This is a genomic window from Paenibacillus plantiphilus, assembly GCF_927798095.1.
GTDB classification, from domain to species: Bacteria; Bacillota; Bacilli; order Paenibacillales; family Paenibacillaceae; genus Paenibacillus_Z; species Paenibacillus_Z plantiphilus.
In genome coordinates, this window is record NZ_CAKMMF010000007.1 from 1 (window position 1) to 24,948 (window position 24,948).

23 protein-coding genes are annotated in these 24,948 nt (G+C 50.5%); 20 read left to right on the forward strand and 3 right to left on the reverse strand.

Features of this window, described 5'->3' with window-relative positions:
- Positions 1–191: 191 nt before the first annotated feature.
- On the forward strand, positions 192–572 hold the full coding sequence (locus tag L6H65_RS07660) for a YobA family protein (RefSeq protein WP_236339914.1): 381 nt from the start codon (positions 192–194) through the stop codon (positions 570–572).
- Between the two features lie 159 nt (positions 573–731).
- Here L6H65_RS07660 and L6H65_RS07665 read toward each other — a convergent pair whose 3' ends face one another.
- A complete protein-coding gene (locus tag L6H65_RS07665; protein WP_236339915.1) occupies positions 732–1,085 on the reverse strand; it encodes a DUF4870 domain-containing protein in 354 nt (117 codons plus the stop codon).
- A gap of 211 nt (positions 1,086–1,296) precedes the next feature.
- On the opposite strand from L6H65_RS07665, the gene L6H65_RS07670 reads away from it, so the two are divergent.
- From L6H65_RS07670 to L6H65_RS07680, 3 genes are all read left to right on the forward strand, one after another.
- Positions 1,297–2,433, forward strand: coding sequence for an LCP family protein (locus L6H65_RS07670; RefSeq protein ID WP_236339916.1), 1,137 nt, complete (start codon positions 1,297–1,299; stop codon positions 2,431–2,433).
- A 75-nt stretch (positions 2,434–2,508) separates the two neighbouring features.
- Positions 2,509–2,949: a CBS domain-containing protein gene (locus L6H65_RS07675; protein ID WP_236339917.1), complete on the forward strand. Its 441-nt coding sequence runs from the start codon at positions 2,509–2,511 to the stop codon at positions 2,947–2,949.
- A 127-nt stretch (positions 2,950–3,076) separates the two neighbouring features.
- Complete coding sequence (locus L6H65_RS07680) at positions 3,077–5,089, forward strand: amidohydrolase family protein (RefSeq protein WP_236339918.1); 2,013 nt, start codon at positions 3,077–3,079, stop codon at positions 5,087–5,089.
- A gap of 99 nt (positions 5,090–5,188) precedes the next feature.
- Here the strand turns inward: L6H65_RS07680 and L6H65_RS07685 are convergent, their stop codons facing one another.
- Positions 5,189–5,662 carry a copper amine oxidase N-terminal domain-containing protein gene (locus tag L6H65_RS07685; protein WP_236339919.1) on the reverse strand — a complete coding sequence of 158 codons (474 nt, stop codon included), beginning with the start codon at positions 5,660–5,662 and terminating at the stop codon, positions 5,189–5,191.
- A 226-nt stretch (positions 5,663–5,888) separates the two neighbouring features.
- Between L6H65_RS07685 and L6H65_RS07690 the strand changes: the two genes are divergently transcribed.
- The 12 genes from L6H65_RS07690 (at position 5,889) to L6H65_RS07750 (ending at position 21,515) form a co-directional block, all read left to right on the forward strand.
- Complete coding sequence (locus L6H65_RS07690) at positions 5,889–6,785, forward strand: DUF2232 domain-containing protein (protein ID WP_236339920.1); 897 nt, start codon at positions 5,889–5,891, stop codon at positions 6,783–6,785.
- A 20-nt stretch (positions 6,786–6,805) separates the two neighbouring features.
- Positions 6,806–8,767, forward strand: a complete 1,962-nt coding sequence (locus tag L6H65_RS07695; protein WP_236339921.1) for a DHH family phosphoesterase — start codon at positions 6,806–6,808, stop codon at positions 8,765–8,767.
- The gene (gene rplI, locus L6H65_RS07700) at positions 8,764–9,207 is read left to right on the forward strand and encodes a 50S ribosomal protein L9 (protein ID WP_236339922.1); all 444 of its coding nucleotides are present in this window, start codon (positions 8,764–8,766) and stop codon (positions 9,205–9,207) included. Before L6H65_RS07695 ends, rplI begins: the two co-directional genes overlap by 4 nt.
- 27 nt (positions 9,208–9,234) lie before the next feature.
- Complete coding sequence (gene dnaB / locus L6H65_RS07705) at positions 9,235–10,596, forward strand: replicative DNA helicase (protein ID WP_236339923.1); 1,362 nt, start codon at positions 9,235–9,237, stop codon at positions 10,594–10,596.
- A 168-nt stretch (positions 10,597–10,764) separates the two neighbouring features.
- Complete coding sequence (locus tag L6H65_RS07710) at positions 10,765–12,051, forward strand: adenylosuccinate synthase (protein WP_236339924.1); 1,287 nt, start codon at positions 10,765–10,767, stop codon at positions 12,049–12,051.
- Between the two features lie 818 nt (positions 12,052–12,869).
- Entirely contained in the window at positions 12,870–13,823 is a 954-nt protein-coding gene (locus L6H65_RS07715; RefSeq protein ID WP_236339925.1) for a hypothetical protein, read from the forward strand.
- Positions 13,824–13,956: 133 nt separating this feature from the next.
- Positions 13,957–15,501 (forward strand): M23 family metallopeptidase, encoded by a 1,545-nt coding sequence (locus tag L6H65_RS26555; RefSeq protein WP_290370330.1) that lies wholly within the window; start codon positions 13,957–13,959, stop codon positions 15,499–15,501.
- A 213-nt stretch (positions 15,502–15,714) separates the two neighbouring features.
- Positions 15,715–16,473, forward strand: a complete 759-nt coding sequence (gene yycF, locus L6H65_RS07730; RefSeq protein WP_236340129.1) for a response regulator YycF — start codon at positions 15,715–15,717, stop codon at positions 16,471–16,473.
- Positions 16,470–18,305, forward strand: a complete 1,836-nt coding sequence (gene walK, locus L6H65_RS07735; protein ID WP_236339926.1) for a cell wall metabolism sensor histidine kinase WalK — start codon at positions 16,470–16,472, stop codon at positions 18,303–18,305. The genes yycF and walK overlap by 4 nt, the downstream gene beginning before the upstream one ends.
- On the forward strand, positions 18,305–19,690 hold the full coding sequence (locus tag L6H65_RS07740) for a YycH family regulatory protein (protein WP_236339927.1): 1,386 nt from the start codon (positions 18,305–18,307) through the stop codon (positions 19,688–19,690). The genes walK and L6H65_RS07740 overlap by 1 nt, the downstream gene beginning before the upstream one ends.
- A gap of 213 nt (positions 19,691–19,903) precedes the next feature.
- On the forward strand, positions 19,904–20,650 hold the full coding sequence (gene yycI, locus L6H65_RS07745; protein ID WP_236339928.1) for a two-component system regulatory protein YycI: 747 nt from the start codon (positions 19,904–19,906) through the stop codon (positions 20,648–20,650).
- Between the two features lie 58 nt (positions 20,651–20,708).
- Positions 20,709–21,515: an MBL fold metallo-hydrolase gene (locus L6H65_RS07750; protein ID WP_236339929.1), complete on the forward strand. Its 807-nt coding sequence runs from the start codon at positions 20,709–20,711 to the stop codon at positions 21,513–21,515.
- Here L6H65_RS07750 and L6H65_RS07755 read toward each other — a convergent pair.
- The gene (locus L6H65_RS07755; RefSeq protein WP_236339930.1) at positions 21,484–21,705 is read right to left on the reverse strand and encodes a hypothetical protein; all 222 of its coding nucleotides are present in this window, start codon (positions 21,703–21,705) and stop codon (positions 21,484–21,486) included. The two genes, L6H65_RS07750 and L6H65_RS07755, sit on opposite strands and share 32 nt — an antisense overlap.
- A 128-nt stretch (positions 21,706–21,833) precedes the next feature.
- Here L6H65_RS07755 and L6H65_RS07760 point away from each other — a divergent pair, with 128 nt between their 5' ends.
- The 4 genes from L6H65_RS07760 (at position 21,834) to L6H65_RS07775 (ending at position 24,935) form a co-directional block, all read left to right on the forward strand.
- The gene (locus L6H65_RS07760; RefSeq protein ID WP_236339931.1) at positions 21,834–23,192 is read left to right on the forward strand and encodes a S1C family serine protease; all 1,359 of its coding nucleotides are present in this window, start codon (positions 21,834–21,836) and stop codon (positions 23,190–23,192) included.
- Between the two features lie 193 nt (positions 23,193–23,385).
- Positions 23,386–23,553, forward strand: coding sequence for a CxxH/CxxC protein (locus L6H65_RS07765; protein WP_236340130.1), 168 nt, complete (start codon positions 23,386–23,388; stop codon positions 23,551–23,553).
- A 257-nt stretch (positions 23,554–23,810) separates the two neighbouring features.
- Positions 23,811–24,290 (forward strand): 23S rRNA (pseudouridine(1915)-N(3))-methyltransferase RlmH, encoded by a 480-nt coding sequence (gene rlmH / locus L6H65_RS07770; protein ID WP_236339932.1) that lies wholly within the window; start codon positions 23,811–23,813, stop codon positions 24,288–24,290.
- A 90-nt stretch (positions 24,291–24,380) separates the two neighbouring features.
- Positions 24,381–24,935, forward strand: coding sequence for a TIR domain-containing protein (locus L6H65_RS07775; RefSeq protein ID WP_236339933.1), 555 nt, complete (start codon positions 24,381–24,383; stop codon positions 24,933–24,935).
- The last annotated feature ends 13 nt before the right edge of the window (positions 24,936–24,948 follow it).

Consider the following 24,948-nt stretch of genomic DNA (forward strand, 5'->3'; position numbering starts at 1 on the left):
CGCTTTTCAAGTCTTATTTCAGCCTACTGGCCAAGGAATCTCGGAATGACCTGGTGGCCGGTTTATTCAAGCATAGATTCTCATCATTACCGATTAATCTCATGAACTGCATAAGTCATGAGAGCAACATTTTACAGGAAAGATGCGTTATATGAGGAAAAGGTTTTTTAATAAGGAAGAGGTTGGCCGAGATGAAAAAAGTGATGATCGTCATGCTGCTTGTCATCGCTGCGGCAGGAATAGTCCGTTACAGCGACAAGCAATATGATCCTGGCAATTATATCATCTCCAAGGATAGTGATGACGGCAGACACAGGATATTGGTTGTTCGAAATGTACTGGAAGAGGATGTGAATGATAGAATACGCAGCGGTATCTGGAGAGATTCGGAAGCGGACCTCATGTGGTATCATGTGGAGGATTATAAGCTGTACAAGGAGCTTGAGGTTGGCGAGCAGGTCGTTGTAAAGGGGAAGAATTCTTTGACCAATGAAGAAGGCGATTATGGCTATGTTATGCTGTCTAGCCCACCACAGATGATAGCTGGCGAAATTATTAGGCTCTCCAAGTAATCGGAGGAATCGCCATCTCGATTTTCCTTCATGCCAGGGACACTTATGATGGTATGATAAGGCAACCCTTGGCGTATATTATGCGTAACCGCATGATCCATGATATAGTGAAGAAGCCGCCTCGCAATGAGACGGCTTCTTCACCTGTACGATGAATCTTTAGAAGCGGTTGGCCTGTTGCTCGGCGATATCGCCGATAACGGGAAGCTTGAACCAGCGACCTTGATAAGCGAAGAGCATAAGTACGATTGTCAATACGAAGGCAAGCGGCGGAACCAGGAAGCTAATGAGTAATCCGATAATTGGGATGATATTAATTACAATCAAAAAGACTGTAATTGCGCCAAATGTAATGATGGACTGCATGGCATGAAATCTAACAAACCGGCTGTTCTTCTCCAGTACCAGGAAAATAATTCCTGTAATAAACCAGCCTAAGTAACAGAGCAATCCGACAATCTTGGGATCCATGCCAGTGGATGATGGATCTGGCGTCATGGATGGCGATTGCATGAAAGCCCCCCTTTCCCTTCATATTCTAGTTTTATCTATATCGCAATATAGCAAAACTATACCGGTTAAAGTGAAAAAATGTAATGGGGACAATGCCCTAATTTGTTATCATTAAATCTTAAAGGTTTTGTAACATTCACAGTTGCTCCATCGTTTAGAATGAAGAGGAACCGTTTATATAGAAAAGGGAGAATAGGAGAGTTCAATAGAAATGATAAATTCAACAAATCGTAAATCGCGGCGATGGAAATGGTTAATTGGCATAATCGCATTTGTCATATTGGTCGGCAGTGTTGGCTATTATAATCGAGTAGCGCTTGGTATGTGGGGATTTGATATGTTTCTGGCGGACGACGTAGAGAAGAAGCTGGAAAACTCCTATAAGCCGCTGGAAGGGCGGAACACGCAGCAGATTGCTTATAAGAAGGAAGCGCCATTCTCGATGCTGCTGCTGGGCGTCGATCAACGGGGCAAGGAGGTAGGACGCTCGGACACAATGATCTATACGGTTGTCAGACCTACGGATGGCTCTGTTCTGATGGTGTCGATCCCGAGAGATACGTATACCGAGATTGTAGGCAAGAAGTCGAAGGCAGGCAATGAATTTTATGATAAAATCACACATGCCTATGCGTTTGGCGGGGCCAAAATGGCAGTGGAAACGGTCGAGAAGCTGTTCGGCCACCCTCTTGACCACTATGCATCCATTAATTTCAGCGGCTTCCGTGAAGTCATCGATGCGATGGATGGCGTAGCTCTCCCTATAACGGAGGACCTGGTTAATGACGATGCCGATCATGAGAAGTTCGTTGTTAAGGCAGGCCAAGAGGTTTACATGGGACAAGACGCATTGAATTATGTGCGGTTCCGTGAGGATGCCGGCGGAGATACGAGCCGAACAGGCCGTCATCAGGTATTCCTGAATGCGATTATGAATAAGGCGGCACAAGTGGAGCAATGGAGCAATATTCCTGAGTTTATCGAAATTATGGGTGAGAATTTCAACACGGATTTGACACCCGAGCATATGATTGATCTTGCGAAGAGCATGCTGCAGGCTGAGACCCGTACGATCTACAGCCATACGCTCAAGGGCAACGGACATCGGAAGTCTGATCATGGGGCGTGGTATTATTTTGCCGATGAAGAGGATTTGGAGAATGTAAAGGACCTGATTGAGTTGTGGCTTGATCCGACGCTTACGAAAGCGCAGCTGCCGATTCCTGAGCAGTTTTTGAAGAAGCAAAATACGAATAAACCGGCGGATAAATCGAATAAACCGAGTAAACCGGTACATTCCTTGTCTTCTACTACTACGAATGCAGTGAAGGCGACTTACGGCAAGTGACCGCCAAGTTAAGGCGGCCTGCAGGCGCTCAATCGCTATTCTGACCTAAGAATGAAGAAAGTGGGCGGTATGTACGTGAATATTGCATTCTTCTTATTACCAAAGCAAGAAGTAGTTTGTATGACGTTAGATGCAACGCTGCGTCAAACACTTGAACGAATGGAGCATCATCGATATACGGCTGTGCCGATACTGGACCACGATGGCGGTTATGCAGGAACGGTGACAGAGGGTGATCTGCTCTGGTTCATGAAGAACAACCCAGGCGTAACCTTCGAGCAGACGCATAAGGTGAAGCTGTCGGATGTGCATATGCGGCTGTCTAATCGACCAGTACGAATTGATGCGAATATGGAGGATCTGATTCAACTAGCCAAAATGCAAAACTTCGTACCTGTTATCGATGACATGAACCGTTTTATCGGCATTGTAAGGCGGAGCGATATTATGGACTATTGCGAGAAGGTTATTGCTAGCGGTGTGGCGCCTGCTGATAATGAAATGGTCGCCGGTTGAGGGAGTTTGCGCTGCAGCCGGAAGCATAGTAGGATAATGGTAACGTTGTTAACTGAAGGCTGGATTAATGGCGCCGTCTCCTTAGGGGGACGGCGCTACATGTATGAGCGGCAGGAGGAGCAGTTGGATGAATAGAAACGGAGCTAGAAGGAAGCGCGGGAGAGGGCCGATGCGGGCATTTATGGCGGTTGCAGCTATACTGGTTGTATTATTCGCTGGTTATTTGGCCTATTCGCTCTTCCAATCCAATGATGGGGAAGCTGGCAAGGGGCCGGATTCGGTTGCTGATAATGGCAGCGGCAAGGGGAATTCTTCTAATGGACAAGCCGATGAGGGCACGAACAATTCCGGCGAGAAGGAAGACGAGGGCGAGCTTGATCCTTCAGCGCAGCTGGATGCGAATGTGACGGATGAGGAGCTTGCCAGAGAGTATGATATTGTTATTTCCGGCGGAAGGGTTATTAATCCCGAGACGAAGCTGGATAAGGAAGGCTTGAACGTCGGAATCAGTGACGGGACGATCGGAGTTGTGACTTCCAAGCCGCTCAAGGGCAAGCGTGTCATTGACGCAGCAGGGCTGGTCGTATCCCCAGGCTTTATCGATAATCTGTCCTATGATCCTAATCCGATCGGAGTCTGGCAGAAGATCGGAGACGGCGTTACTTCGAACATTGCGATGCATGGCGGCACGTCAACGCCGAAGCAGTGGTACAGCTACTATGAACGCAATCAAACGCCGGTTCACTTCGGCGCATCGTTCTTCTATACGCAGGCGCGCAATCAGTTCAAGCTGAGCCGTTATGCCGAAGCTAGTCCGGCACAGAGCGAGAAGCTGGTGCAGGATGCGGAGAAGGCGCTTAATGGCGGTGCGCTCGGCATCTCTATCAGCTTGGAGTATGTGCCTGGGATATCAGCGGAAGAGATCCTCCCGCTGATGGAGCTGGCGAATGAATACAATGTGCCTGTTTACTTCCATGGCCGGTATTCCGATATGGAGGAGCCAGGCACAGAGCTGGAAGGAACGAAGGAGTTAATTGGCTATGCGGAGAAGACGGGGGCCGCAGTACATATTGATCATATCAACAGCACGGGCGGTACGTTCACGATGACTGAAGCGCTGGCGATGATTGATGAGGCTCGGGCAAAGGGCTACGATATTACGGCCTGTACGTATCCTTATGATTTCTGGGGAACGTATCTGAACTCTGCACGCTTCGATCAGGGCTGGCAGGAGCGGTTCCGAATTTCGTACAACGATCTGCAGATTGCAGGCACGACGGAACGACTGACCAAGGAAAGCTTCGCGAAGTATCAGAAGCAGGGCAAGCTTGCTGTCGCGTATGCAATACCATCGCAGGCGATTGTCGATGCGTTCAAGGCGCCGTATGTTATGATCGGCAGCGATGCGATTCTGGAGCCGGGCTTTAATAATCATCCCCGGGCATCGGGAACCTTCGCGCGGACAATTGGCATGTATGTACGGGAGCAAGGGGTGATGTCGCTTATGGATGGCATCGCGAAGCTCAGCCTTCTTCCTGCTCAGCGATTGGAGAAGCAATCCCCTGCATTGCAGAAGAAGGGCAGAATTGCGAAAGGGATGGACGCGGATATCGTGATGTTCGATTACGAGACGATTCGTGACCGTTCCACAGTGGAACAGCCTGATCTTATGTCCGCAGGGATTAAATATGTGCTTGTTGGCGGCCAGGTTGCACTGGATAATGGCGAGATGAATAAGAAAATTCGTCTGGGCGAGCCGCTTAGAAGCCAATTTGAACGTGTGAGCGAGTCGGCAGGTACACTGCAATGGGATGGCAAGAGCTATCCGCTGGTCAGCTACAAGAAGGAAGCTTATGTCGATCTGTTCGCTCTGAGCGAGCAGGGCTATGGCCTCATCTGGGACGATATCACCAAAACATTCAAGCTTGAAAAGGGTGGACAGACAGAAGCAACCGGCAATCCTCTGGCTGCGCCTGGCAAGGGCGAGCTTATGCTGGAGCGGGGTTACCGTGCTGTATCTGAAGATGCATCCATCGAGCTTCTATCGATCGGCAAGCGGGCATTTGTACCGCTCTCGCATTTCAATTCGCTAGGGTTAAACGCGACAAACGACGGCGATACGTGGACGATCGAATCTTAGCTAACCATTGAAGGATAAAGTGAAAAAGCAGAATCCCCGTACCCGAAACGGGAGGGATTCTGCTTTTCTTTTAGCTTCGAGCTCGTACGGGCTTATAAATCAACTATTCTCAGGGAAATGGATCGCGATTGATAATGCCTCTTTGTCGAAAGCAACAACAGCACCATATGCTTCTGCAATAAAGCGGAGGTTTACGTACAGCACACCTTCATCTGTGAGAGCAGGGCCCTGTGTAAGAGCGATCTTCTCATCATTGATGAAGCCATACATTTGGCCAGCGGTTAATGAGAGGGTTAAATCATCGTTAACTGCTGTAAGTGTTTTTGTTGTGTTATCAAAACTAGCTTCGATCTTCAAAGCATCGAAAAGTGCTCTGAAGGGAACGAGAGTGGAGCCGCTAGGCGGAATAATTCCTCCCAAACTATACTTCTCATCGTTGATGTATATCGTTGGACGATATGCACCATCTTCATCAGGTCCTACTGTGCCTGCGAAAATCAATGTGGTACTTGAAAAAACAAGACATACGACCAAAGCAATAGCAGCAATCCATAAACGTAAGTCTTTCATCATCAGCGCCGCTCCTTATTAATTATGAGATTAACCATCAATAACCATAGACGGAATTATTCTGAAAATGTTGCTTTAATCGTTGTCAATTTCAGCAATAGTATTGATGTCGCTCGTAATTGCAGTGTGGCCCGCAGCTACACAACGATATCGATGTTGTCCGCTGTTTTATGTTATAATGGGGAGTAAAGCTTTAGTGTTTCGTCAAGCTTGGTAAGAGGTGAATGTGTTGAAAACCGATTTAAAGTCTGTTCTATGGAGCGGCGCGGTGCTATTGCTGCTGTTAAGTATTGCAGTACCGCTGCTAAATGCGCTCTCACTCGTTGTAATGATGGTTCCAATGGTCATTCTGTATGTCAGCTTATCCAAGCGAGACTTCATCATCCACATGATTGTTGTCTATGGCATAGCCACGGTGCTGCTTGGTCCTTCAGCGATAATTGTCGGTCTGTTCTTCCTTGCTCCATCTGTCGTGATGGGACATCTGTATAAGAAGATGGCTCCGGCTCGCAAGGTATTAACAGCCACGATATTGGTTCTGCTGGGCCAGCTGCTTCTGGAGCTTGTGCTGTTCGATTTATTACTGAACTTCAAGCTTATACCGGAAGTCAGATTGTTCATCAGCGAGACGTTCGAGTATATGAACAAAATTTTGTTAACCCCTATGAGCGCTGAGCTGGTTAATGCTTATGTGCAGTGGATTGTCCATTCGATCCCAAGGATGCTCATTACGATTTCGTTCCTGCTTGCTGTTGTTGCGCATGCGATTGCAAGACCCCTTCTCAGAAGGTCAGGAGCTGCGGTCCCTGGATTGCAGCCGGCAAGGGAATGGATGCTGCCGCGTATCGTTGTGTTCTATTATTTGATCGTGCTAATAGCCGATATGGTAACTCCAAATCATGGCGATTCCTTCATGACGGTTGCACTGCTGAATCTGGTTCCTTTATTGCAGCTTGTATTTTCCATTCAGGCGGTGGGCTTCTTCTTCTACCTTGCGCATGAGAGAGGCTGGCATCATGTGGTGCCGATTATGCTGTCTGTGCTTATATTTATTTTCCCGCCGCTTAGCTTGATTGGTGTGCTGGATGCCGGATTTCCAATCCGTAAGGCGTTTAAGAAACCTTGATAACAGGGGCGAATGAGGAAATGCCGAAGTTTTTAGTAAAGCGTTGGCACGGAATGCACCATTTGTGGGGCTTCGTGCTTATGATTAGTTTCACGGTAACGTTGGCTTGGTATGAATGGCTGCTTGGTCTGCTCGGTCTTGTACTGACTGGAGCGGTTGGGGTGTATTCTGTGCTGGCTGAACGCGCTTTTCGCCGTGATCTGAAGATGTATCTGGGGACGTTGTCCTATCGGGTCAAGAAGGCAGGCAGCGAGGTTATTAGCGATCTGCCGTTCGGTATTATTTTGTATAACGAAGATAAGATGGTGGAGTGGCATAACGCGTTTGTAACGAACATGCTGGAGCGGGATTCTGTTGTAGGCGAGTCCTTGATGGAGCTGTTCCCGACGCTATCGCAGGCGAAGGATCGTGAAGGAACGGTCGAGGCTACGATCGGCGATCTGGTCTATGAGCTGAGCTTTCGTTTCGACGAGAGGCTTGTCTATGTCCGTGATATCACTCAGCGCTGGCAGCTGGCTAAGCGTTATGAGGATGAGAAGCTGGCTCTGGGCATTGTCATGATGGACAATCTGGAGGAAGTGACGCAGGGTATGGATGATCAGCAGCGCAGCACGCTGCTATCGAAGGCAACGACAGAAATTACGGAGTGGGCCAATAAGTTCCACGTCTACCTGAAACGGCTGAATTCGGATCGCTACCTGATCATTACCGATCAGAAAACGCTCAAGCAGCTGGAGCTGTCGCGATTCGTCATTCTGGATGAAGTGCGGGAGATGACAACAGAGAACAAAATTCCAATGACGCTCAGCATCGGATTCGCGGCAGGAGCGGAAAGCATTGGGGAGCTTGGTCAGTGGGCGCAGATGAGCCTGGACATTGCGCTTGGCCGCGGCGGCGATCAGGCAGCGGTCAAGTGCGGGCAGCGGCAGTCGTTCTATGGCGGCAAGTCCAATGCGGTGGAGAAGCGCACCAGAGTTCGTGCGCGCGTCGTTGCACATGCGCTTCGCGATCTTATACGCGAAAGCGATAATATTATTATAATGGGACATAAGATGCCGGATATGGATGCCATCGGCGCTGCTGTCGGAGTGCTCAAGGCGGCTCAGCTGTTCAACAAGGAAGCTTACATCGTGCTGGAGGGGATCAACCCTGCTATCCAGAAAATGATGGAGATGCTCAAGGAAGACGAGCGCCTCGTGAAACGGTTTATTACTCCGGACCAAGCGATGGGGCTTACGGATTCCGGCTCGCTTATCGTCGTTGTGGATACGCACAAGGCCTCGATGGTGAAAGAACCGAAGCTGCTGACGCAAACGGAACGTATCGTCGTTGTGGATCATCACAGACGGGGAGAGGAATTCATCGCGAATTCCATTCTCGTCTATATGGAGCCCTATGCGTCATCGACCTGTGAGCTTGTAACGGAGCTTCTCCAATACATTCATGATCGTGTCATGCTTGATGTAAGAGAATCCACGGCACTGCTCGCAGGCATTACGATGGATACGAAGAGCTTCTCGCTCCGAACAGGCTCCCGTACGTTCGAGGCTGCATCATTCCTGCGCCGCAACGGAGCTGACTCGATGCTGATTCAGCGGATGCTGAAGGAGGATCTGGCGGAGTATATCAAGAAAGCCGAGATGATCAAGCAGGCGGAAATTGTATATGAGCATATTGCGATTGCAGTTACGGAGCAGGGGCGGCAATATTCGCAGCTGCTCATAGCGCAATCCGCCGATACGCTGCTTAATATGACCGATGTGCTGGCTTCCTTCGTTATTGGGGAGCGGCAGGATGGACTGATCGGCATAAGCGCCCGCTCGCTTGGACATATGAATGTCCAGGTTGTGATGGAACGTATGGGCGGCGGCGGACATCTGACGAATGCCGCTTCGCAGATGGAAGGAACAGTCGCAGAAGTAGCGCAGCGTCTCAAGCAGGTGCTGCAAGACATTGAAGAGGAAGAGGGGTTATTCGAATGAAGGTGATTTTTCTGAAAGATGTAAAGGGTCAAGGCAAGAAGGGCGATGTGAAGGAGCTGTCCGAGGGTTATGTGCGGAACTTCCTGCTGCCTCAAGGACTGGCGAAGCTGGCGTCTGACGGCAACCTCAAGACGCTTGAAGTGCAGAACGCCGCTGAGCAGAAGAAGAAGGATAAAGAGAAGGAAGACGCCGAGGCGCTTGCTGCTCACATTGAGAAGATGACGGTAATCGTGAAGACGAAGGCCGGCGAAGGCGGCCGTTTATTCGGCGCTGTAACATCCAAGCAAATTGCCGAGGCGCTGGAAGCGCAGGGCGTTCGTGTTGATAAACGGAAGATTGAGCTGGAGGAGCCGATTCGTACGCTGGGTGTCACTCAGGTGCCGGTGAAGCTGCATCCGCAAGTGAAGGCATCGCTGAAGGTGCAGACTGCAGAGGAATAATCGCAAGTAAAGGAGTACTACTAGCCGATGAGCAATGAACTGATGTTTGACCGTGTGCCCCCGCAAAATGTCGAGGCGGAACAAGCGGTGCTTGGCGCCGTTCTGCTGCAGGCCGAAGCGCTGATTACGTCGATGGAGCGGCTTCGCAGTGAAGATTTCTACGACCCGTCTCATCAGTTAATCTACGAGGCGATGGTTGAACTAGGGGAAGATAATCAGCCGATCGATCTGATTACGCTGACCGCTCATCTGCAGGATGGGCAGCATCTGGAGGAGATCGGCGGGGTCAGCTATCTGTCGAGGCTGGCCAATGCCGTTCCAACCGCGGCCAATGTTGAGTATTATGCTCAGATTGTCGAAGAGAAGTCGATGCTGCGCCGATTGATTCGGACAGCGACGAATATCGTCTCGGAAGGCTATGCGGCTGCTGATGATGTCGGCATTATGCTGGGCGAGGCTGAGAAGCAGATTCTTGAAATTTCCAATCGCCGCTCCAGCAGTGGATTCATCTCTATTCGCGATGTTCTTATGGACGTATTCGAGCGAGTAGAGCATCTGTACACGAATAAGGGCGGAACGACAGGCATTCCATCGGGCTTCATTGATCTGGACAAAATGACGTCCGGGTTTCAACGGAATGATCTCATTATTGTTGCTGCCCGTCCTTCTGTAGGTAAGACGGCATTCGCTCTTAATATTGCGCAGAATGTCGGCGTGCGTTCACGCGAGACTGTGGCGATATTCAGTCTGGAGATGTCCGCTGCTCAGCTTGTGCAGCGGATGATCTGTGCAGAGTCGAATGTCGATGCCGGACGGATGCGTACAGGGTATCTGGAGGGCGACGATTGGGAGAAGCTGACGATGGCGATTGGTTCTTTGTCGGAAGCGCAAATTTTCATTGATGATACGCCGGGCATTACGGTTGCTGATATTCGCGCCAAGTGCCGGAGGCTGAAGAAGGAACGCGGCCTGGGCATGATTCTGATTGACTACCTGCAGCTCATTCAAGGCCGCGGCAAGTCAGGCGAGAATCGGCAGCAGGAGGTATCGGAGATTTCCCGTACACTCAAGCAGATTGCGCGTGAGCTGGAAGTGCCGGTCATCGCCCTGTCGCAGCTTAGCCGGGGTGTGGAGCAGCGGCAGGATAAGCGTCCAATGATGTCTGACCTTAGGGAATCAGGCTCGATTGAGCAGGATGCCGACATTGTTGCGTTTCTGTATCGGGACGATTATTATGACAAGGAAACCGAGAAGAAGAACATCATTGAAATTATTATCGCCAAGCAGCGGAATGGCCCAGTGGGCACGGTTGAGCTGGTGTTTTTGAAGAATTTTAATAAATTTGTCAGCTTGGACCGTTCGCATCAGGAACCTGGACAGGCGTCCTGACTTGTTGCTTGAGGCTGTGGTACAAGACATTTCCGAACAATCATATGGGCAACCGTGTGATTGTTCGTTTTTGAATTGACTTTGATGGATCGGACTGCTACACTAATAGTGCTGCCTGCGACTGGCAGCGATTTTCGTGCGCTTAAAGCATGTAATGGGGGTATAGCCATGTCAACGGTAGTTGTTGTCGGAACGCAATGGGGAGACGAAGGTAAAGGTAAGATTACCGACTTTCTGGCAGAGGGTGCAGATGTCGTTGCCCGTTATCAGGGAGGTAACAACGCAGGTCACACGATTCTCATTGGCAATAAAAAATATAAGCTAACGATGATTCCATCGGGCATTTTTAATCAAAACAAAGTTTGCGTCATTGGCAACGGAATGGTCATCAATCCGTCTGCTCTTATTGATGAAATCAATTATATACATGAGAATGGTTTTTCAACGGATAACCTGACAATCAGTGATCGCGCGCATATTATTATGCCGTATCATCTTGTGCTGGATGGACTTGAGGAAGAGCGCAAAGGCGATAATAAGATCGGTACGACCCGCAAAGGGATCGGCCCTTGTTATATGGACAAAGCGGCTCGCAACGGCATTCGTATCGCTGACTTGATGGATGCGGTGGAGTTCGAGGAACGTCTTCGTCGTGTTATCGTGGAGAAGAATCAAGTCATCGAGCAGGTATATGGCGGAGAGCCGCTTGATGTCGAGACGATTCTTAAGGAATACCTTGGCTTTGCTGAAATTCTGCGTCCCTATGTAACGGATACGTCCGTAGTTCTGAACGATGCCATTGATAGCGGCAAGCGGATTCTGTTCGAAGGCGCTCAAGGTGTTATGCTGGATATCGATCAAGGTACGTATCCGTTCGTAACATCGTCCAATCCGTCTGCTGGCGGTGTATGTATCGGCTCAGGCGTAGGTCCTTCGAAGATCGAACAGGTCATTGGTGTTGCCAAGGCTTATACGACTCGTGTGGGAGACGGTCCTTTCCCAACGGAGCTCAATAATGAGACGGGCGATTGGATTCGCGAGCGCGGTCATGAGTATGGAACGGTTACTGGACGTCCGCGCCGTGTGGGCTGGTTCGACAGTGTCGTTGTTCGCCATGCTCGTCGTGTTAGCGGTATTACAGGATTGTCGCTGAATTCGCTTGATGTGCTATCTGGTCTGGACACTGTCAAGATATGCACAGGCTATAAGCTTAACGGCGAGATTATCGAGCATTACCCGGCTAGCCTGAAGCTGATCTCGCAGTGTGAAGCTGTATATGAGGAGCTGCCAGGCTGGAGCGAGGATATTACGAATGTGAAGACGCTGGATGAGCTGCCGGTCAATACGCGCCGGTATGTGGAGCGTGTGTCGGAACTGACAGGGATTCCAATCTCAATCTTCTCTGTAGGCCGCAATCGCGAGCAAACGAATCAAGTGCGTCCGATCTACGAATAGTTGAAGCTGATTGGATAAAGAATAGGATAACGGTGGTCGTCTCCTGTGGAACAGGGGGCGATCGCCGTTTTTTTGTTGCGAGCGATAAGGACAGGAGAGCCGCTGCGCAGGCAGGAGGACCTTCCGATCGCTGTTGTTCCCGGATTTCCTGATCATAAGGGCAGGGTTGAAATCCGAGAACAAAGGCGAACGCTTACGCTTCTACAGGTTCCTCCTTCCCGCTCCGCTCCCTTGTCCGTTTATTAAGTACTAGGAAGAGAAAAACACACTTACTTGCTGCGCAATTTCGTGTGGGGAATCATACGAGTGCAAAACCGTCGGATGAAAGGTGATGTCGGTGACGATGTTAAGCGTGAAAAACCGGCTTACGGCGTGCTGAAGGATGCGTGATCGGTCGTGAAAGCGTGAAAAACCGCCTTACAGCTTGGCGAGCGGATGAATAGTGATGTAGATGACGATGTTAAGCGTGAAAAACCGGCTTACGGCGTGCTGAAGGATGCGTGATCGGTCGTGAAAGCATGTAAAACCGTCTTACAGCTTGGCGAGCGGATGAATAGTGATGTAGATGATGATGTTAAGCATGAAAAACCGGCTTACGGCGTGCTGAAGGATGCGTGATTGGTCGTGAAAGCGTGTAAAACCGTCTTACAGCTTGGTGAGCGGATGAATAGTGATGCTTCGATAAATTCGACTTTCTTCATATGGAAATGAATGGTTCTATCGCCCAATGCCCATACTAAGAAGTAGATGATAGGAGTATATTCCGCTGTTGTTGCTATAAGCAGCCTTGGCGGTATATGAGAGCGGAGGTTCTGAGAATGTGGAAAATGACTGGCTGGCTGGCGAAGACGGTGGCAGCAGGGTTGATCATTAGCTTCTTGTCGATATGGACGACTGGATATATTGTGAACAGCTATGTGGAAACTTTATTGAAGCAATTCAATATTCCGCTGGATCAGAAGCCTTTTGCACTGAGCAGCGTGTGGGGCGGATTATGGGGCGCAGATCCGCTGCTGAAATCTGATCAGGATACAGCCGAACGTAATGGGAGTGACACCAAGGGGACCAGTGACGGAGGAGCTGCGAAGGAAACAGAAGGTATAACGGAACAGAGAGAGGATGCGAATAAGAAAGAGGAAGCGGCATCGGAAAAGGACAAGCGCGAAGAGACAGGGACGAGAAAGAATGAAGGACCCGGAGTCGGAGAGAACGAAAGACTAGGAGTTGACAAGAACGAAGGACTGGGAGTCGACAAGAACGAAGGATCGAGTGCGGAAAAGAACGAACAGAACGAAGTGGGAGAAAACGAAGGATCGGAAATGGATGAGAAGGAAACGCCGCTTGTGGTGGATGCTTATGGGGATGAGACTTCAGGCGCGCTAACTGATATTGGCGGCGGGAGGGGTCCGAAGGGGAATAGTGGCGCGGGCTCCAAGGCGCATGGCGGGGACAGCGGTATTTTATCGGAGATGCAAGGAGGCGCTGATTTAAATACTGGCGGGAGTTCGGAAGCTGGTGAGGCGCTGCGGGATGGCGTGGCGATTACGACGGATGAGCTGAACGAAACGAAAAATGGTATGAGCCAAGAGGATAAGGAGCAGCTTTTCAATGTTATGATGAAGAAATTGCCTCAGGAGGCCTGGCAGCGTATATCTGGTTTAATGGAGGGAGGGCTGACGAATGAGGAGCTTACAGAGGTCCAACAGCTGATTGCGCAGCATTTGGACAGGGATGAATATGATCGAATGATGGAAATAATGAAGAAATATTAATGTTTTATGTAGGTGGTTTGGTTGAATTGCACATTTTGCTTATGTTAAAGTAGTACTTGGAGCCAAACAATGGAGAATTTTCGTTGTCGGAAAAGGGCAAATCCATGAACCAGAACGCGAAGAGGAGACGATCATGACCGTTTTTAAGGACAAGGGTCGGATTCGGAAGTCTTGGAACTCGTTTCTGAAGACTTTTCGACGCGTCCGATTCCAGCACGATCAAGTCAGCTTAGAGAAACAGCAAGGTATGGGCAAGATGAAGAGAATGAACCGCAAGAGAGCATACATTCTTGCAGGAACAGCGCTTGCTATACTCGTGATTGTCGGATTCAGCGGAAGCCAATACGTAAAAGCACATACAGTCGATTACTATGAAGTATATAGAGATGGCAAGCTGGTCGGCGGAGTAAGCTCACAGGAGCAAGTAGAGCAGCTCGTTAGTCGCAAGCAAGAGGAAGTTAAGCAATCCAATCCGAATGTGAATATGGTACTGGATACCGGCGAAATCAGCTACCAGCTTAAAAGCGCTTACAAAGCGAATCCAGACAGCGAAGCTACACTACAAGCGCTGGAGCAGCAATTCCTCTCCCATGCAACAGGAGTCGAAGTGAAAGTAAACGGCAAGCTGGTCGGTATCGTGAAGGATCAGGAGACGGCAGATACGATTCTGCAGCGGGTACAGTCGAAATACGCTCCGCAGCCGGTTGCTGCGAAGAAGGCAGAAGTTACTGCGCTCTCCTACAAGAATACGGCAGCACCAGCGCAATCTGATAAGCCGACAACGACGGTAAGATCCGTTAAGTTTGTTGAGGATGTCAGCATGGATTCGACAGATGTGCAGCCTGATGAGATTGCCACACCTGATCAAGTCTATCTTATGCTCGTTAAGGGCACGATCAAAGAAACTAAATACACGGTTCAAGCAGGTGACTGCATCGGATGCATCGCCCAGAAATTCGACATTTCACCTCAGCTGATCTATGAGCGGAATAAGTGGATTAAGGATGATGAGATCAAGGTTGGCGAAGTGCTGGATCTCACGGTGCTTAAGCCGCAGGTGACGGTTGAGACGGTCGAGAATGTGACTGAGTTTGAAACGATTGAGCCTACTGTTCAGGTAGAGAAGAACGAGAATATGCGTGCTGGCCAGTCAAAGGTCATTCGGGAAGGTAAAAGCGGGAAGAAGCGGGTTACGTATAAGCTCGTGAAGCAGAATGGTTATCTCATGAGTGAAGAATTCGTCAGTGAGGAAGTATTGGCTAATTCTGTATCGTCCATCATTATGAAGGGCACGAAGGTTGTGCTCGGCGAAGGGACAGGGAAGTTCTCTTGGCCTGTCATGGGCGCCCGGCTGACAAGCACCTTCGGCAAGCGTTGGGGCCGTCAGCACAAAGGCATTGACATGGTTGGCAACAAGAACATTCTAGCAGCAGATAACGGCGTGATCGAATTCGCGGGAACGAAGAACGGATTAGGCCGTTGTATCATTATTAACCATAAGAACGGATTTAAAACCACGTATGCGCATTTAAGCAAAATAAATGTGAAGGAAGGGCAAATCGTTGAGCGGGGCGAATCGATCGGCGTTATGGGCAATACCGGTCATTCTTTCGGCACGCACTTGCACTTTGAAATTCACAAGGACGGTTCGATTCAGAATCCGATGAAATATTTGTAAGAAACGAATGAAGCATCGCTGCGGTCGACTGAGCCGAAGCGGTGCTTTTTTTGTTTGCATGGCCTAATTCGTCCCTAAGATGAGTGAACTTTCATTGTGAACAAAAACAAAACCTATGGTAGAATGGTAGAAGATTGTGCACAGCGAACTTATCACGACGTATGGCCTCGCTGGTCATGCGAATTGTACGCAGAAGCGATGGGCGGTGATGGCATGCACGGTAAAATTCTGGTTGTTGATGATGAACAGCCGATTGCGGATATTTTAAAGTTTAATTTGGAGAAGGAAGGCTATCAGGTTATTTGTGCTTTCGATGGCGGTGAGGCCGTTCAGCTTGCTTTTGCCGAGAAGCCGGACTTGATTCTGCTTGATCTGATGCTGCCGGTGAAGGATGGCATGGATGTATGCCGCGAGGTTCGGAGCAAGCTGCAAACGCCGATTATTATGCTGACGGCCAAGGATACAGAGCTGGATAAGGTGCTTGGACTGGAGCTTGGCGCGGATGATTATGTCACGAAACCGTTCAGTACGCGTGAGCTGCTCGCCAGGGTCAAAGCGCATTTGCGCCGACAGAAGGCAGATGTTTCCCAATCATCCGGGTCCGGTCAGAGCAGCGGATCTTCGGGGGGGACTGTCGAAGAGAAGCAGGGCTTGGCAATCTTCAATCTATTCATTGATACAGATATGTATGTTGTGTATAAAGACAATGCGCCGCTTGATCTGACTCATCGCGAATATGAGCTGGTCTATTATCTTGCGCGCAATAGCGGGAAGGTCATGACGCGCGAGCATCTGCTGCAGGCGGTGTGGGGCTTTGAATATTTTGGCGATGTGCGGACTGTGGATGTAACGATTCGACGACTGCGTGAGAAGATCGAGGATGACCCCAGCAGGCCGGAATATATTCTGACTCGTCGGGGTCTGGGCTATCTTATGCGCAATCCTAAATCGGGAGGATTCGGCTACGGATGAACGGTATACGGTTCTTCCGCTCCATCCAGTTCAAGCTTATCATTATTTATGTGCTTCTCATTCTTATCGGGATGCAGCTGATTGGTGTCTATTTCATTAGTACGATGAAGACATCGCTGACGACGTCGTTCGCGAACAATATAAACGAGCAGGCAAACCTGCTCTCCAAGATAACGGCACAGACGCTGTCGAAGAAGTCGGAGACAACAAGCGCTGAAGGCGAAGAGATGACGGAGGAATTCCTGAGTATGCTCGCGCGCGGCCTCTTTACGATTAATGAGGCGGAGGTTCAAATTCTGGATGCGAGCGGGAAGGTGCTGGCAACCTCGCTGGAGTCTCAGCAGTCGAATGTCGGGAAGAAGAATACGGCGCTTGCTGTCAGCCGTGCGCTTCAGGGAATACGGGACAATGAAGAAGAGGTCATCGATGAGAATAATAACCGGAAGAAGATTATTGCGAAGCCGGTATATTATGGGGTGAAAATTGTTGGGGCGGTTTATATCGTCGCCTCGATGAATGAGCTGTACCAGACGGTTGACCGAATTAACCGGATCTTCATGTCCGGCATGCTCATTGCGCTCGGTCTCACAGGTGTGCTTGGCATTCTGCTGGCGCATACGATTACGAATCCGATCAAAGGATTGACCCGCCAGGCAGCTGCTGTTGCGGAAGGAGATTTCGACCAGCAGGTTCCCGTGCTTGGAGATGATGAGATCGGGCGGCTTAGCGAGGTGTTCAATGACATGACGATGCGTCTTCGCGACGCGCTGTCGGCGAACGAGGAGGAGAAGGAGAAGATATCCTCTATTCTCGCTAATATGAGTGACGGCGTTGTTGCCGCTGATGAACATGGAATGGTCATTATTACGAACCGTCGCGCTTGTGAGATGCTGCGTGAGAATGCATGCGAAGGACTTCGATTGACGGAGCTGTTCAGTATGGATGAAGGGCAGCTCTCATCGCTTATGAAAGGCGCGGAGAAATCAGCAGTCATCTATCATACGCAGTTCGATGGCGATGAGGAAGAGCTGATGCGTGTGACGCTGACGCCTATCCACAGGCGGGACAAGGGTATCTCCGGTACGATTGCTGTGCTTCAGGATGTAACGGAGCAGGAACGCCTTGAGCAGTCCCGGCGGGAATTCGTGGCGAATGTATCGCATGAGCTGCGTACGCCGCTGACGACGATCAAGAGCTATGCAGAGGCGCTTGACGATGGGGCGATGGTGGAGCAGGAGCTTGGACAGCGATTCATCGGTGTTATCCGGAACGAGACGGAACGGATGATTCGCCTTGTGACGGATCTGCTGCATCTCTCTCGGCTGGATTCCAAACAGTCGCCGCTGCGGCGTCAAGCTATGAATGTGCCGGAGATGCTGGAGGAAGTGGCTGATCGCTTTTCCTTCCAGCTGCGTAAGAAATCGATACGCGCGGCGGTTCGTGTTGAGGACGGTATTGAGGCGATCTGGCTGGATCGCGATCAGATTGATCAGGTTCTGGACAATCTTGTATCCAATGCGATCAAGTATACGCTTGATGGCGGACGAATTGAGTTGTCGGCACATCGGCCAGACCCGGCCTCCATTGCGATTTCTGTGAAGGATACGGGAATAGGTATTCCGAAGAAGGATTTGAGCCGGATTTTCGACCGATTCTACCGTGTTGATAAAGCCAGATCGCGCAATATGGGCGGCACAGGGCTTGGCCTATCTATTGCCCGGGAAATTGTCAAGGCGCATGGCGGCTCGATTGCGCTTGATTCAGAGCTGAATGAAGGCACAACGGTTACGGTCACGCTGCCTGCGCTGCAGAGCGGGGGTGAGCTGGGCTGATGGAGAAGTTAAAGACATGGATGCTTACTATTCTTGTCGTACTGAGCCTGCTGCAGAGCTATCTGCTTGCTTACAGCATGCCGGGAATTGGGGCGACAATTTCGACTACACAGGATTATGTGAATACGGTGCTGATGGGCTCGGAGGAGAATGTCGAGAATCTGATTTTTCCCGAGGATTTGGTCCTCCATATGGGCGAGGGCAGGCATACGGTTCTGTATCCGGCAATGAATTTCTATGACCGCATCTATGAGCGGATTCGCGGGCGCGAGTTCAAGGGGTTCCAGCGGAGTTCGATCAGTGCAGTGAATTGGGATGAAGTGCGGGATCTCGATCAAGGGGTTGAGCTGAGATTCGGCCGCGGCGTTCCGGTGGAGCTGCTGAGCAAGGTGATCAAGCTGGAAGGGGACCTGCTGTTCCTGAACGATGTCATTGACCGCATATGGATCTTCAAGAAGAATGAGAGCAACGAGGTTAGAACGTATTTCTTCAGTGCGGACAGCAATACGGTATATGAATCGGTGCGCGCGGATTTGACTGCGCAGGACATCGGGACTTATGTCGGGTTTGGTGAATACCAGACGCTGTATGCTCCGGTTGAGGATGAGATCTATATCCCGCTGGAACCGGTGCAATCTGTGGAGGCTGTAGTAGGATACAGATCCTATTCGGCAGAGCAAATGCAGGGAAATCTGTTCTTCGATCCTGCTGTGACGCGAGCGATCAGCAATCGAAGCGGGTCTCAGATCTACACGGATGGCAAGCGCGGACTGCAGGTGGATCAGAACGGCAAATGGATCAGTTATACGGACCCTGTGGCCAGGCAGGAAGTAGAGGACAATATTAGCGAGAATGTCTATGCTTCGATTGGGTTCATCAACCAGCATGGCGGTTGGGACGGTCTGCACCGATTTGTGTATCCGGGTCCGATCGATAGTACGCAGGCGCAGATGATTCGCTACCAGCAATACTATGGGAATTATCCCATCGTGCCCAAGGAGCCGTTCTTATTCGGCGATATGAGGCTTCGCCTGCAGCAAGGAGCGGTATCGGAATACGAGCGTTCCTTATTGACGCTTGAGGATAGGGCGGAGCATAAGGCTGTACGGTGGCTGCCAGGCGGTGAGATGCTGGAGAAGGCGCTCGCGGACTATGCACGAAGAGGTGAAGCTACGGCGCTGTATCCGGCTCTTATTGCTTCTCCGCAGGGGGATGGTCGGATACAGTTCGAGCCGGCATGGGTGGTGCGGCTGACAGATGGGACCCAAGAGGTGCTGATGATGGCACTGAAGGGCCATAAGAAGCCGCTTCCGGGGGAGCCTGGCGGCGGACCGCTCATGGATTCGGACAAGGGCAACGCTAGCGCGGGTGATATTCCGAAATAGCGCTTGGTCGACCTGCTGCCGTCATGCAGCGAAACACCGTGCGCTGGGAGCTGAGCGCGGTGCGAAGGGCAGGAGCGAGGCGGATAGTGGCTTGACGGCTGATAAGCTTAAGCGGGGCCATAGAGAGTGGCCGCTATTCTGTTTGTTTGGACGATAACGGGCGATGCCAGTTATTAATCATGATGTGCGTACTCGTGCGGAGGTGATGAACGGATGGACTGGCGCAGGGCGAAGAGCGTCCTTATACTCGCATTCTTGATGCTGAATCTGGTGCTCGGATATCAGCTCTGGTCCAATATTCGGGAAGGGCTGAGCACGAGTGCGAAAGCGGGTGATTTGTCGCCGGAGACGCTTCGTATTATGGAGGAAAAGGGTATTAAGCTGGTAGAGAATATTTATATTCCCGCTGAAACCCCTGAGCTTCAGGATTTGACCTATCGGGTTAGAACGAAGCTGAGCGATGGCGAGAAGCATGTGCTGAAGGAGCCGGTGGAGAGCAGGATTGTATTTAATGAGAAGCAGCTGATTGAAGGGCTCGGAGATATTATCCCGGATATCGATCAATATGTTTTTGACGTGACAACAAGTGATGACAAGAAGTTGATCTTATATCGCATGGAGCAGATGCGTCCGATGTTCGATGTGAAGCTGGAGCTGTATTCTGAGGATCAGCGAATTATCGCTTATCGGCAGGATGTCATTGAGCTGGTCTCGACAGAGAAGGCGGTTGAGAATCCGGTGCTGCCTGCAACGATTGCGATGGCGCCGTTGATCGAGAAGTTTCTGGCTTCCGGCGCTGTGATTAAGGAGATTAAGCTCGGCTATCATGGACAGACGTTCGCGAAGTCGGATATTCAGGTTTCCGCACCTTCATGGCGTGTGATGCTTGAGGATGGCAATGTGTATTATATTCATGCGGTGAGCGGGGAAGTTGTTACGGAGGATGAGCTGAGTTCGTAATGCTGCATGGCCTGGATGGCAGCAGCGGGAGCAGGGGAAAGGGCAGGTTAGACGGGACATGGGACTACGGTTTACAGTACTGGCGAGCGGATCGACGGGGAATGCAACAATTGTACAGTGTGATGATGCGACGGTGCTGGTGGATGCGGGATTAAGCGCCAAGAAGCTTGAGGAGCTCATGCGGGAGCGCGGTGTTGCGGGACATCATGTGGATGCCATTGTTGTTACGCATGAGCATTCTGATCATATTAAGGGATTGGGTGCGTTCGCGCGCAAATTCAATCTACCGATCTACGCCAACGAGCAGACATGGGGAGCCTTGGAACGCCATGTTGGTCAGATTGCGACGGATAAACGGGTCATTATGGAGACCGGTGAGACGATAAGCTTCGGCTCTATGCGGACGACATCGTATGCGATCTCGCATGATGCGGCTGAGCCGGTCGGTTATGTGTTCGATGACAACGGTGTGAAGTTAAGTCTGGCTACTGATCTTGGGTATGTCAGTGACAAGGTGCAGCGCATGATTGAGGATTCTGATGTGCTTGTGCTGGAGTCCAATCATGATGTGGAGCTGCTGCGCATGGGCAGATATCCGTGGAATATTAAGCGGCGAATTCTAAGCGACATTGGACATTTGTCCAATGAAGCGGCGGGCGAAGCGTTATGCCAGCTGTTTACGGACAGGACGAAGCGGGTTTATCTCGCGCATTTGAGTCTGGATCATAACCAGATGGACTTGGCCAAGCTGACGGTAAATAATATTTTGGAAAGCAATGGACACTTTTTCCGAAAGGATGAGTATCCTTTAAGAGAGACTTATCATGACCGGCCTACGCCATGGGATGAAGTGATGAAGAGATAAGGCTGTCGAGCTCCAGATCGAGCGCTGCGGCTTTGAGCTCCAGCTCATCGCGAGTGAACAGCCCCTTGTCAATCAGAAGCTCGGTAACGGCACTGACGGTAAGCAGGATGCGGTAGTGATCCTCTTTGAGATCTGCTAGCTTGGCTGCGAGATTGACGCTTTCCATTGCGGTGGAGAGCTTGCGTGTCATATGGCGTTCGCTCCTTCTTTCTATGTAATGGGTTTCTATTAACTATTGTAGACGATTCTTCCGATATCATTCCTAGATAACGTAAAAAACATTCTTGATGCCTGGCGCATCGAGAGGAGCGATTATAGATGAGCTTATTCGACGACGATTTCTACTCGACCCGAGTCTCCCGCAAGGTCCGCTCTTCGGAACGGGATGGCAAGTCCTTCTCATTCGGCAGGCCCCGGAGTGATGGCGGCTGGTCTAATGTCCGTATAGCGTTGACTTCGTCGCTTGTAAGCGCGCTGGCGGCGGTGACGGTGTTCGGTCTGACCGTTGGCTTCGATGGCGGCAGCTCGCACCGGGCAACTCCTACGGTCGCTGCAGTGCAGACGGGCGATCCGCTTGAGCGGACGATTCAGGCTGCGGAGAAGGTGCGGCCGGCGGTGGTCAGTATTATTAATGAGCAGTCTCTCTCCTCTATGAGAGGCGGGGCTGCTGGCTCTGAAGGTTCCGATGATGAGCATTCGGGATTGGAGGAGGCGGCGCTTGGTTCGGGCGTTATTTTCCAGAAGGAGAAGGGCAAGGCATACATTATTACGAACAACCATGTTGTGGAGGATGCGATTGCGGTCAAGGCGGTGCTAAGCAACGGGGAGATTCGTGAGGCTAGTGTGGTCGGGCTGGATGCGATAACGGATCTTGCGGTGCTGGAGATTGACGCGAAAGGCATTGATGTGGTGGCCGAGGTCGGTGATTCCAATGGTCTGCGTGCAGGTCAATGGGTGATGGCTATTGGCAATCCGCTTGGCCTTAGCGATTCGCTGACGATGGGGATTGTAAGCAAGACGCATCGTATTATTCCTATATCGCTCGGTCAAGACGGCGTGTACGATTGGGAGCAGGAAGTGGTTCAGATAGACGCTTCAATCAATCAAGGCAACAGCGGCGGTCCACTCATCGATCTGAACGGAAAAGTGGTGGGCATTAACAGCATGAAGGTAGCCGATTTCGGAGTTGAAGGCGTCGGATTCGCGATTCCTTCCAATTATGCGATGCCAATCGTCGAGAGTCTGATGGAATTCGGCAAGGTGAAGCGGCCATACCTGGGCGTGTACTCGATGGATTTGGAACAGTACTGGGCACAGCAGGCCAGCCGGAAGGGCGCTGATGACGCTGAGGATTCGGAGCTGGATGAAGAGGATTGGCTGGAGGACGATGGAGCCGAGGGTGATGGCACGGAGCTGCCGCCAATCGAGCTGGATCTGCCTAAGGATGTGCGTGAAGGTGTTATTGTGCTTGAAGCCGTCGGTCCGGCGAAGGATGCGGGTCTGATGTTTAACGATGTTATCGTGAAGCTCGACAAGCAGACGATCGGCAGCACGATGGAGCTTCGGAAATATCTGTACGCGAAGAAGCAGATCGGCGATGAGATTGAAGTGACGCTGTACCGCGATGGCGAGAAGCAGACGCTTCATCTGACGCTGGGTGAGAAAGAGGAGGAGTAAGCCTTCCTCGGACGGAGATGGTTGGGGATCAGTTCCACCTTGCTTGCGGCTCTGTTCATGGGGCTGATCAGGTAGAACTGGTCCTTTCGCATACGAGTGTGTGGACAGGCAAGGCGATCAGGATGGCTAAGAGCGGGCAATTTGGTCGATGATAATACATAGAACAGATGAAGATACGGGGGACATCAAGCACATGTATTGTGTATGCAAAGAGCATATCGAGCTCGCGATAGACAAGTTTGTGGATGACTATGAGGATGCGCCGGATATTGTGGACCTGATCGAGACGAAATTCTCGGAATGGGAAGCGCCGGCTACCTGCGATATGTGCGATAATATTGCGCTGTATCTGGTAGTATAAACAGAGGAAAGGGGAGTCGCTAGTTTATTGACTAGCGGCTCCCTTTTGTGTTAGCTGCCCATAGCTGCAGCAGTTCGCTGCTGGGTTTGGTTTATTTTCTAAGAAGAAGGTAGGCGAAGTATGGAACTCCGATTAAGGCAATTCCTCCAGTGATAGGGAAGGATTGACTGCGGGGGGAAACAGGTTACACTTATTAGTGTGGTGATCTGCGCTTTGGGCGGGATTGCTTAAATGATGTCGATGCAGGAGGAGCTTCATTGCAGATACAAATTATAGCGGTGGGCAAGCTTAAGGAGAAGTATTTAATACAAGGTATTGCGGAATATGCGAAGCGGCTGGGGCCTTACGCCAAGCTGTCTCTAATAGAAGTAGCCGATGAGAAAGCTCCGGAACAGCTAAGCGCAAGCGAGGAGCTGCAGGTGAAGGCGCGCGAGGGCGAACGCATACTAGGCCATATCAAGCAGGATACGTATGTCATCGCTATGGCTATAGAGGGCGAGATGTGGACTTCGGAGCGTCTGGCCAAGCATGTGGATGAGCTGGGCACTTATGGACGCAGCCAGATAGCGTTTGTGATCGGCGGGAGCCTCGGGCTCTCCGACGAGGTGCTGCGCCGTGCGAATATGCAGCTGTCGTTCGGGCGGATTACTTATCCGCATCAGCTGCTGAGACTGGTGCTGGTGGAGCAGGTGTATCGGGTGTTTAGGATTGTGCGGGGGGGGCCGTATCATAAGTGACGGCGAAATTTTTGGTGGGAGCAACTGAAGGCATATTTATGGTAAGATATTTCCATACATGAAGAAGCAAATATAACGGGGGGATAGACTATGGCAAACCGGACAGGAACCTATGTCGCCTTTGATGGTTTAGGAGAAACAGACCCTACAAAGTCTGACTTCAAATACTATGCCACTCTACAAGCTTGGAGTGCGAACAAAAACATCCAGTTTTCGCTGACTAACAGCCACGAGAAAACGGATGCAGTACGTGATACAAGTAAACGGGCAACATTGTATGCACGTATTCAGGAACGGCTTAGAGCATCAAAAAACATGCTCGTCATCATTACGAGTAAGACTCGTAATACAGGAAGCGTTCTATCTTTTGAGATCGAGCAGGCCATAGACACATACAAAATCCCGCTTATTATCGCCTACCCGGAATTCTCATCCATTTTGAATGTGGAGAGCCACAGTCGCATTTGGCCAAAGGCGCTCGCCGACCGTATAAATAAGACTGGAGTAGAGGCAATCCATATCCCTTTTGCTAAAGATTGCATTTTGGATGCTATCACACGTTTTCATGTAAATGGTGAGCATCTTAGCAGTGGGAAGGATTATTACAGCCGTGAAACGCAAGTAGAATGGGGCCTGATTCGATAAAGGAGAAGATGCG

What these genes read in the sequence shown, in the direction of transcription:
- L6H65_RS07750 (WP_236339929.1), top strand. Translation starts at nt 20,709, where the DNA reads ATGGGACTACGGTTTACAGTACTGGCGAGCGGATCGACGGGGAATGCA.
- L6H65_RS07775 (WP_236339933.1), top strand. Translation starts at nt 24,381, where the DNA reads ATGGCAAACCGGACAGGAACCTATGTCGCCTTTGATGGTTTAGGAGAA.
- L6H65_RS07695 (WP_236339921.1), top strand. Translation starts at nt 6,806, where the DNA reads ATGCCGAAGTTTTTAGTAAAGCGTTGGCACGGAATGCACCATTTGTGG.
- L6H65_RS07740 (WP_236339927.1), top strand. Translation starts at nt 18,305, where the DNA reads ATGGAGAAGTTAAAGACATGGATGCTTACTATTCTTGTCGTACTGAGC.
- L6H65_RS07670 (WP_236339916.1), top strand. Translation starts at nt 1,297, where the DNA reads ATGATAAATTCAACAAATCGTAAATCGCGGCGATGGAAATGGTTAATT.
- L6H65_RS07660 (WP_236339914.1), top strand. Translation starts at nt 192, where the DNA reads ATGAAAAAAGTGATGATCGTCATGCTGCTTGTCATCGCTGCGGCAGGA.
- L6H65_RS07685 (WP_236339919.1), bottom strand. Translation starts at nt 5,662, where the DNA reads ATGATGAAAGACTTACGTTTATGGATTGCTGCTATTGCTTTGGTCGTA.
- L6H65_RS07680 (WP_236339918.1), top strand. Translation starts at nt 3,077, where the DNA reads ATGAATAGAAACGGAGCTAGAAGGAAGCGCGGGAGAGGGCCGATGCGG.
- L6H65_RS07765 (WP_236340130.1), top strand. Translation starts at nt 23,386, where the DNA reads ATGTATTGTGTATGCAAAGAGCATATCGAGCTCGCGATAGACAAGTTT.
- L6H65_RS26555 (WP_290370330.1), top strand. Translation starts at nt 13,957, where the DNA reads ATGACCGTTTTTAAGGACAAGGGTCGGATTCGGAAGTCTTGGAACTCG.
- yycI (WP_236339928.1), top strand. Translation starts at nt 19,904, where the DNA reads ATGGACTGGCGCAGGGCGAAGAGCGTCCTTATACTCGCATTCTTGATG.
- walK (WP_236339926.1), top strand. Translation starts at nt 16,470, where the DNA reads ATGAACGGTATACGGTTCTTCCGCTCCATCCAGTTCAAGCTTATCATT.
- L6H65_RS07665 (WP_236339915.1), bottom strand. Translation starts at nt 1,085, where the DNA reads ATGCAATCGCCATCCATGACGCCAGATCCATCATCCACTGGCATGGAT.
- rplI (WP_236339922.1), top strand. Translation starts at nt 8,764, where the DNA reads ATGAAGGTGATTTTTCTGAAAGATGTAAAGGGTCAAGGCAAGAAGGGC.
- L6H65_RS07710 (WP_236339924.1), top strand. Translation starts at nt 10,765, where the DNA reads ATGTCAACGGTAGTTGTTGTCGGAACGCAATGGGGAGACGAAGGTAAA.
- yycF (WP_236340129.1), top strand. Translation starts at nt 15,715, where the DNA reads ATGCACGGTAAAATTCTGGTTGTTGATGATGAACAGCCGATTGCGGAT.
- L6H65_RS07760 (WP_236339931.1), top strand. Translation starts at nt 21,834, where the DNA reads ATGAGCTTATTCGACGACGATTTCTACTCGACCCGAGTCTCCCGCAAG.
- L6H65_RS07755 (WP_236339930.1), bottom strand. Translation starts at nt 21,705, where the DNA reads ATGACACGCAAGCTCTCCACCGCAATGGAAAGCGTCAATCTCGCAGCC.
- L6H65_RS07715 (WP_236339925.1), top strand. Translation starts at nt 12,870, where the DNA reads ATGTGGAAAATGACTGGCTGGCTGGCGAAGACGGTGGCAGCAGGGTTG.
- dnaB (WP_236339923.1), top strand. Translation starts at nt 9,235, where the DNA reads ATGAGCAATGAACTGATGTTTGACCGTGTGCCCCCGCAAAATGTCGAG.